The sequence below is a fragment of the Martelella sp. genome, from assembly GCF_984369615.1.
Map to the genome: position 1 here is coordinate 1 of NZ_CFHTCS010000259.1, position 6,323 is coordinate 6,323.

Annotated in this window: 8 protein-coding genes and 1 tRNA gene; 4 read left to right on the forward strand and 5 right to left on the reverse strand. The window is 63.2% G+C overall.

Translation table 11 applies throughout. The features are described 5' to 3' along the window. On the forward strand, nt 1–481 hold a 481-nt coding region (locus AC5DC2_RS17445), incomplete at its 5' end, for an oligopeptide/dipeptide ABC transporter ATP-binding protein (RefSeq protein ID WP_491699386.1). Continuing rightward, a complete protein-coding gene (locus AC5DC2_RS17450) occupies nt 478–1,476 on the forward strand; it encodes an ABC transporter ATP-binding protein (protein ID WP_024708650.1) in 999 nt (332 codons plus the stop codon). The genes AC5DC2_RS17445 and AC5DC2_RS17450, both read left to right, overlap by 4 nt. A 320-nt stretch (nt 1,477–1,796) precedes the next feature. On the opposite strand, the gene AC5DC2_RS17455 is transcribed toward AC5DC2_RS17450, so the two are convergent. From AC5DC2_RS17455 to AC5DC2_RS17465, 3 genes are all read right to left on the reverse strand, one after another. Next, nucleotides 1,797–1,872 (reverse strand) — tRNA-Thr (locus tag AC5DC2_RS17455). 113 nt (nt 1,873–1,985) lie between these two features. Further along, nucleotides 1,986–2,582: a GTP cyclohydrolase I FolE gene (gene folE, locus AC5DC2_RS17460; protein WP_491699387.1), complete on the reverse strand. Its 597-nt coding sequence runs from the start codon at nt 2,580–2,582 to the stop codon at nt 1,986–1,988. A 112-nt stretch (nt 2,583–2,694) separates the two neighbouring features. Continuing rightward, nucleotides 2,695–3,582: a DMT family transporter gene (locus AC5DC2_RS17465; protein ID WP_491699388.1), complete on the reverse strand. Its 888-nt coding sequence runs from the start codon at nt 3,580–3,582 to the stop codon at nt 2,695–2,697. Between the two features lie 185 nt (nt 3,583–3,767). Between AC5DC2_RS17465 and AC5DC2_RS17470 the strand changes: the two genes are divergently transcribed. Next, complete coding sequence (locus AC5DC2_RS17470; protein WP_491699389.1) at nt 3,768–4,163, forward strand: VOC family protein; 396 nt, start codon at nt 3,768–3,770, stop codon at nt 4,161–4,163. Here AC5DC2_RS17470 and AC5DC2_RS17475 read toward each other — a convergent pair. Then, a complete protein-coding gene (locus AC5DC2_RS17475; protein WP_491699390.1) occupies nt 4,157–4,690 on the reverse strand; it encodes an AAA family ATPase in 534 nt (177 codons plus the stop codon). The two genes, AC5DC2_RS17470 and AC5DC2_RS17475, sit on opposite strands and share 7 nt — an antisense overlap. 6 nt (nt 4,691–4,696) lie before the next feature. Continuing rightward, on the reverse strand, nt 4,697–5,035 hold the full coding sequence (locus tag AC5DC2_RS17480) for an MliC family protein (RefSeq protein WP_491699391.1): 339 nt from the start codon (nt 5,033–5,035) through the stop codon (nt 4,697–4,699). A gap of 423 nt (nt 5,036–5,458) precedes the next feature. Here AC5DC2_RS17480 and AC5DC2_RS17485 point away from each other — a divergent pair. Further along, nucleotides 5,459–6,323 (forward strand): bifunctional enoyl-CoA hydratase/phosphate acetyltransferase (locus tag AC5DC2_RS17485; RefSeq protein WP_491699392.1); only part of this gene is annotated, 865 nt, incomplete at its 3' end.

Below are 6,323 nucleotides of genomic sequence, written 5' to 3' on the forward strand. Positions count from 1 at the left end.
CGCCCGCCCGGACCTTCTGGTTGCCGACGAGCCGACGACCGCGCTCGATGTCACGGTGCAGGCGCAGATCCTGCAGCTGATGCGGCGGCTGCGCGATGAAACCGGAACCTCGATCCTGATCATAACGCACGACATGGGCGTGGTCGCTTCCGTCGCCGACCGGGTCTGCGTCATGTATGGCGGCCGGATCGTCGAGCAGGCCGATGTCGAGACGCTGTTTGCCGGGCCCCGCCATCCTTATACGAAACTCCTGTTGACCACGATCCCGAAGATCACCGACGAACCGAAGCGCGAGCTCTTTTCCATCAGCGGCACCGTCCCGGATATCAGCGCCTTTCCGCAGGGCTGTCGCTTTCGCACCCGCTGTCCGCTGGCGGCCGATATCTGCGCCCGGACCCCGCCGCTCGCCTTCCCCTCCGAGGGCGAAACCGGACGCAAGGTTGCCTGCTGGCGTCACGAAGAAACCGGAACACTGATATGAGCGCGAAGACCGAGACCGGCCACACCCCTCTGCTTCGGGTCGAGGAACTGAAGGTTCACTTCCCTGCCGGCCGGAAGACGCTGTTCTCGAAAGAGCCGCAACAGGTGGTGAAGGCCGTCGACGGCGTGTCTTTTCATGTCTGTGAAGGCGAGACGCTGGCAATCGTCGGGGAATCCGGATGCGGCAAGTCGACCACCGGCAACGCCATTCTGGGGCTGGAGCCGGCAACCGAAGGTCGCATCTTCTTCCGCGGCCGCGACCTGACGGAGATGAATGCGATGGAGCGGGCCGCCATGTGGCGCAATCTCCAGGTCGTCTTTCAGGATCCGGTGTCGGCCCTTGATCCCAAGCGCACCATCGCCCAGTCGATTGCCGAACCGCTTGCCATCCACAATGTCCCCGCCCGCGAGCGCAGGGCGCGCGTGGATGAGCTTCTGGAGCAGGTCGGCCTCAATCCCGGCCAGCGTGACCGCTACCCGAACGAGCTTTCCGGCGGCCAGCGCCAGCGCGTGGTCATTGCAAGGGCGCTGGCGCTGAAGCCCGACGTGATCATCTGCGACGAGGCGGTCTCCGCCCTCGACGTCTCGATCCAGTCGCAGATCCTGAACCTCCTGATGCGGCTCCAGCGCGAGTTGGGCCTTGCCTATATCTTCATCTCCCACGACCTCTCGGTCGTCCGCCATATCGCTGACCGGGTGGTGGTGATGTATCTCGGCACGATCGTCGAGGAAGGACCGGCGGCAACGCTTTTTGCCGACCCGCGTCACCCTTACACGCAGGCGCTCCTGGCCGCCATTCCGTTGCCCGACCCCGTGGCCGAACGCAACAAGGTCGTTCAGCTTCTGGAAGGCGATCTGCCGAGCCCGCTCGATCCGCCGAAAGGCTGTCCCTTCGTCACGCGCTGCCCCATTGCGGAAAGCCGCTGCGCGGACGACCGCCCGCCCGCCCGCCACACCGACGCGGGCGCCAGGCGGCTTGCCTGCTTCCTGCGCTAGCGCATCGGCCCGAAAATCGGAATCGATTTTCGGAAAGCACGATGCGTAGATTCAATAGTTTAGAGCGTCCTTTGTGCGTCCGAATGGACGCACGGCGCTCTAGATCGCTTCCGCTTCTCCCTGAATAGCGCAGGCATTCTATCTCTTTGTTTTTACGCATTTGCGGATGGAAAACCGATATCCACCTTTCCTGCAACCACTTTGGCGCTTCGTCCTTCCTGCAACCACATGGATGCGCAAGGAACGCCGCGGAATTCAGGTCCCAGGGCGAGGCGCCGAAAGCGGCAGCGAAACTTTGATGCAAAGATACGAACTTATGGTGGTGCCGCTTACGTGACTCGAACACGTGACCCCATCATTACGAATGATGTGCTCTACCAACTGAGCTAAAGCGGCCCGAACGCGGCTGGCGCGTTGCGATGCATGGGGCTGTTACAGGCTCTTGGCGGTTTTTTCAAGCGTCTTTGCCTGCAGCGCGGCAAAAAAAGATACAGGACGGCCGGTCTTCGTCAGACGGGGCCGCGCAGAAGGGCAAGGGTCTCGGCGCGCTGTGCGGGATCGGTCTTGAAGACGCCGCGCGAAACCAGCGTGACGGTATTGGCGCCATGAGCCTTGATGCCACGCATCTCCATGCACATGTGGCGCGCCTCTGCCAGCACCATGACGCCCTTCGGCCTGAGGACGGTTTCGATCGCGTCGGCGATCTGGCCGGTCAACCGCTCCTGAAGCTGCGGCCGGCGGGCAAGCGTTTCGACCACGCGGGCGAGCTTGGAAAGGCCGGTCAGCCGTCCGCCATCCGGCAGATAGGCGATATGCGCCCTTCCGAAGAACGGCAGGAGGTGATGCTCGCACATGGTGTGAAAGGCAATGTCCCGGACGATGACGATCTCGTTGTGTCCGTCTTCGGTGAAGACCGTCTTCAGGTGTTCCGAAGCATCTTCATGGAGGCCGGAAAAGACGTCCATGTACATTTTCGCCACCCGCGATGGCGTGTCCCTGAGGCCCTCGCGCGCAGGATCCTCGCCGAGCGCCGCCAGAATCTCGCTCACGGCCTTCATGATCGTCTCGCGCCGCTGATCATCGATATGTCTCGGAATGTCGTTCACGCTTCACCCTTTGCTTGCCGAACACGCTTGTCTTTTGTTTTTCCGCGCGTCCGGACGGAAAACCGATCTCCACTTTTCCCGGACCCGCTTTAGACCCTGGCGGATGTCAAGTTCAAGACCTTTCCGGCAGGGCGCTCCTCTGGCTCCCGGCAGACAGCACGCAGGCGGCCACGATCAGCGCGCCGCCGGCGAGGGTGGGCCATGTGGGGATTTCGTCGAAGAAGACAAAACCGTAGAACCCCGCCCAGACAAGCGAGGAGTAATCGACCACCGCATAAAGCGAGGCCGGCATGCGGTTCAGCCCGGCGACCAGGAAGATGAAGCCGAGCGCGCCGCAAAGCCCGATCAGGGCGATCTGCCAGGAAAGCGCCGGATCGGGCGCCTGCCACAGCAAGAGCGCCATCGGCGCCGAGAAAAGCGCGGCGAAGGCTGTCTGCATCATGCTCAGCGTGATCGGATGGTCATTGGCCGACGAGCGCTTCATCGCGATCGCGGTGAAGGCATAGGCGAGCGGCGCGGCAAGCCCGGCTGCGATGGCGGCAAGCGAGACCGGCGGTCCGGCAAGCCCCGAGCCCCTCGCCGCAACGATGAGCCCCGATCCCGACACCGCCAGCAAAAGCGCCAGATAGGTCGCCCGCCCTGGCCGCTCGCCGAAGACCAGCGCGCCGAGCAGGGCCATGTAGATCGGCGCGGTCATGGCCAGCGCGAGCGCCATGACCAGCGGCATGCCGGCAATGCCGTAGAAGAACAGGCTGGCGGTGGCGGCCGCCAGAAACCCCTTGAGCGCGTGGTCGCCGATGAAACCGGGCTTGGGGCGGCGACGCACGAAAACAGCAACGAACAGGCCAAGAAACAGCGCCGAGACCGTGTAGCGCAGGAATGCGACCTGAAAGCTCGACATCTCCGCCCCGAGGCTTTTCGCCAGCGCATCGACGCCCGACAGCGTCGCGACCGCCGCCACGGCAAAGCCGATGCCCGAAGTGCGGGTCAGTGACGCCATGCTCTCCCCCTTGCCGGCGCGCCCGGGGTTCTCCGGGCAGCGCTCAATCACCGGCGATAGCCCCGGTCCCTCGGGCGGTCAAGCCATCGAAGGGACAGAACGGTTCGCCTTTCGAAAAAGCCTCCGGGCCTTTTCCGGCGATCGCAAATGACCTATGGAAGGACAAAACCAAGGGAGCCGCCGCCATGGCCAAGATGATCCATTCGATGATCCGCGTGCTGGATGAGACCCGGTCGATCGATTTCTACCACCGGCTGTTCGGCCTTGAGGTGGTGGACCGTTTCCCGTTTGACGGCTTCACGCTCATCTATCTCGCCAATTCCGAGACCGGTTTCGAACTGGAACTGACGGTCAATGCAGGCCAGAGCGAGGCCTATGATCTCGGCAATGGCTATGGCCATCTCGCCGTCAGCGTGGCAGACATCGAGGCCGAGCACCGGCGGCTGACCGAACTCGGCATTCCCGTCGGCAGCCTGGTCGCCATGGAGCGCGAGGGCGCGCCCTTTGCCCGCTTCTTCTTCGTGACGGACCCCGACGGCTACAAGATCGAGGTGCTCGAACGCGGCGGCCGCTTTCAGTAGGCGCCGATCTGTTGCAGAATGAAGCGCGTGCGGGTCTCGATATCGGCCTTGGGCAGGAGCACCGGGCGGTAACCGAGTTTCGGGTAGAAATCCAGCAATCGCTCATATTCGGCGATTCCCTCCTCCAGCCCGTGGCGGCGTTCGGCGTCGTTGACATAGATTTCCGGCCATGGCGGGACCATGAAAACGGTCTCGTTGTAGCGAAGCTGCCTGACGATATCGGGGATTGCGGCTGTTCCGGTCGCATGGCCGAGGCCCGCCACGGCATCAACCAGGCCGCGATCGAAGAAAACGGGCCCGGCTTTATCGTGCATTGCCCGGTGGTCGGCGGCGGCCATTGCGACCGCCCTTCGGGCAAAGGCCGCCATGTCCACCCATGGCAGCGCCTTGCCCTCGCCGGCCTGTTCCTCCGCCACAATCCGGCGGCCGGGCTCGGGAACCACGGAAAAGCCCAGGGCGGCAAGCGCCTCGATCAGGCTCGACTTGCCGCCGCCCGAACAGCCGGAGATGGCGAAGAACCGTTCCATTGGCGTTCAGGATGCGGTTTCGCAGGCAATGCCCGGATCGTTCTCGCCGTTCATCACGTTATAGAGCGTCGCCCCGTCACCCTTCGTCCACCAGACATAGGGACCGGCCGCATAGCGCGCGCCGGAAGCGGAAATCACCTGGGCGGCGATGGTCAGGTGATCCGGCCACTCGAGCCGCGCCAGCGAAACCTCGCCGCTCGTCACGTAACGCGCCTTCAGCGTGAAGTCGCCGCAATCGTACACGGCCTCGGTGTCGATCGCGTCCGGACCGCCCGGCACCTTGATCGACAGCGCGCTCTGCGCCTGCGCCGCGCCGGCCATAAGCCCGGCAAACATGACGGACATCAATACTTTTCTTTTCCTCGACATGAACCTTCCCTATCATTGGTTTGATTTGAAGCGCCCAACCGGCTGGGGGTGCCGTTTCGGATAGCCGCGGCAGACTAATATGCCAGATTGATCTTGCTCAAGGCCGCGCTAAAAACTTAGCCTTAAGTCGTAGGCGTCTTGCGGCGGCATCCGGGCAGAAGCGGGTTCACGATAACCGTCAGCTTTGCCGAAGTCCACCCGGCCGGCTTGCGCATGACGGAAACCGGAAGAGACCGATATGGCAGAAGAAGCGGACCAAAGCCTTGCCCTCCCAAAGGCCTCAGTCTGCCCGGCACGCCGTGCGGACGCGGGAACGCACGGGTTCGCAATGAACACTCTTCAGCCCTTCTCAGCACGAACCTCCCGAGCATAACCCGATCACCCAAGGAGTATTCCACGATGGCCGACAAATTCGACGTCGCAGGCTTCAACAAGAATTTCATCGAGCGCGCCGCGCAGAAGCCGGCGATCGCGACCGCCGTTGTGCACCCCTGCAGCCGCGACGCGCTCTTGGGCGCCGTCGAGGCCGCGCATGAAAACCTGATCGAGCCGATTCTCGTCGGCCCGGAAAGCAAGATCAAGGCCATCGCCGATGAGAACGAGATCGACATTTCCGGCTACAGGATGATCGACACGCCGCACAGCCATGCCTCCGCCGCGCAGGCCGTCGCCCTTGCCAGCAAGGGCGAGGCCGAGGCCCTGATGAAAGGCAGCCTGCACACGGATGAATATATGGGCGCCGTCATCAAGAAGGATGCCGGGCTGCGGACCGGCCGGCGCATATCCCACGTCTTCGCCATGGTTGATCCGGAATATCCCAAGCCCTTCTTCATCACCGACGCGGCGATGAACATCAAGCCGGACCTCGCCGCCAAGGTCGACATCGCCCAGAACGCCATCGATCTGATGATCGCGATCTCCGATGTCGAGATCACGCCGAAGGTCGCCGTGCTTTCGGCCGTTGAAACCGTCAATCCCGCGATCCAGTCGACCATAGACGCCGCCTGCCTGTCGAAGATGGCCGATCGCGGACAGATCACCAATGCCATCGTTGACGGACCGCTGGCCTTCGACAATGCGATCAGCCTCGAGGCCGCCAAGATCAAGGGCATCTCGTCCGTCGTCTCCGGCGATGCCGATATCCTGCTGACGCCGGATCTGGAATCGGGAAACATGCTGGCCAAGCAGCTGGTGCTTCTCGGCGGCGCGACCTCCTCGGGCATCATCCTCGGCGCCCGCATCCCGATCATCCTGACGAGCCGCG

Excerpts from the sequence above, each read along its gene's own strand:
- AC5DC2_RS17450 (WP_024708650.1), top strand. The coding sequence starts at position 478 with ATGAGCGCGAAGACCGAGACCGGCCACACCCCTCTGCTTCGGGTCGAG.
- AC5DC2_RS17465 (WP_491699388.1), bottom strand. The coding sequence starts at position 3,582 with ATGGCGTCACTGACCCGCACTTCGGGCATCGGCTTTGCCGTGGCGGCG.
- AC5DC2_RS17470 (WP_491699389.1), top strand. The coding sequence starts at position 3,768 with ATGGCCAAGATGATCCATTCGATGATCCGCGTGCTGGATGAGACCCGG.
- AC5DC2_RS17475 (WP_491699390.1), bottom strand. The coding sequence starts at position 4,690 with ATGGAACGGTTCTTCGCCATCTCCGGCTGTTCGGGCGGCGGCAAGTCG.
- AC5DC2_RS17480 (WP_491699391.1), bottom strand. The coding sequence starts at position 5,035 with ATGTCCGTCATGTTTGCCGGGCTTATGGCCGGCGCGGCGCAGGCGCAG.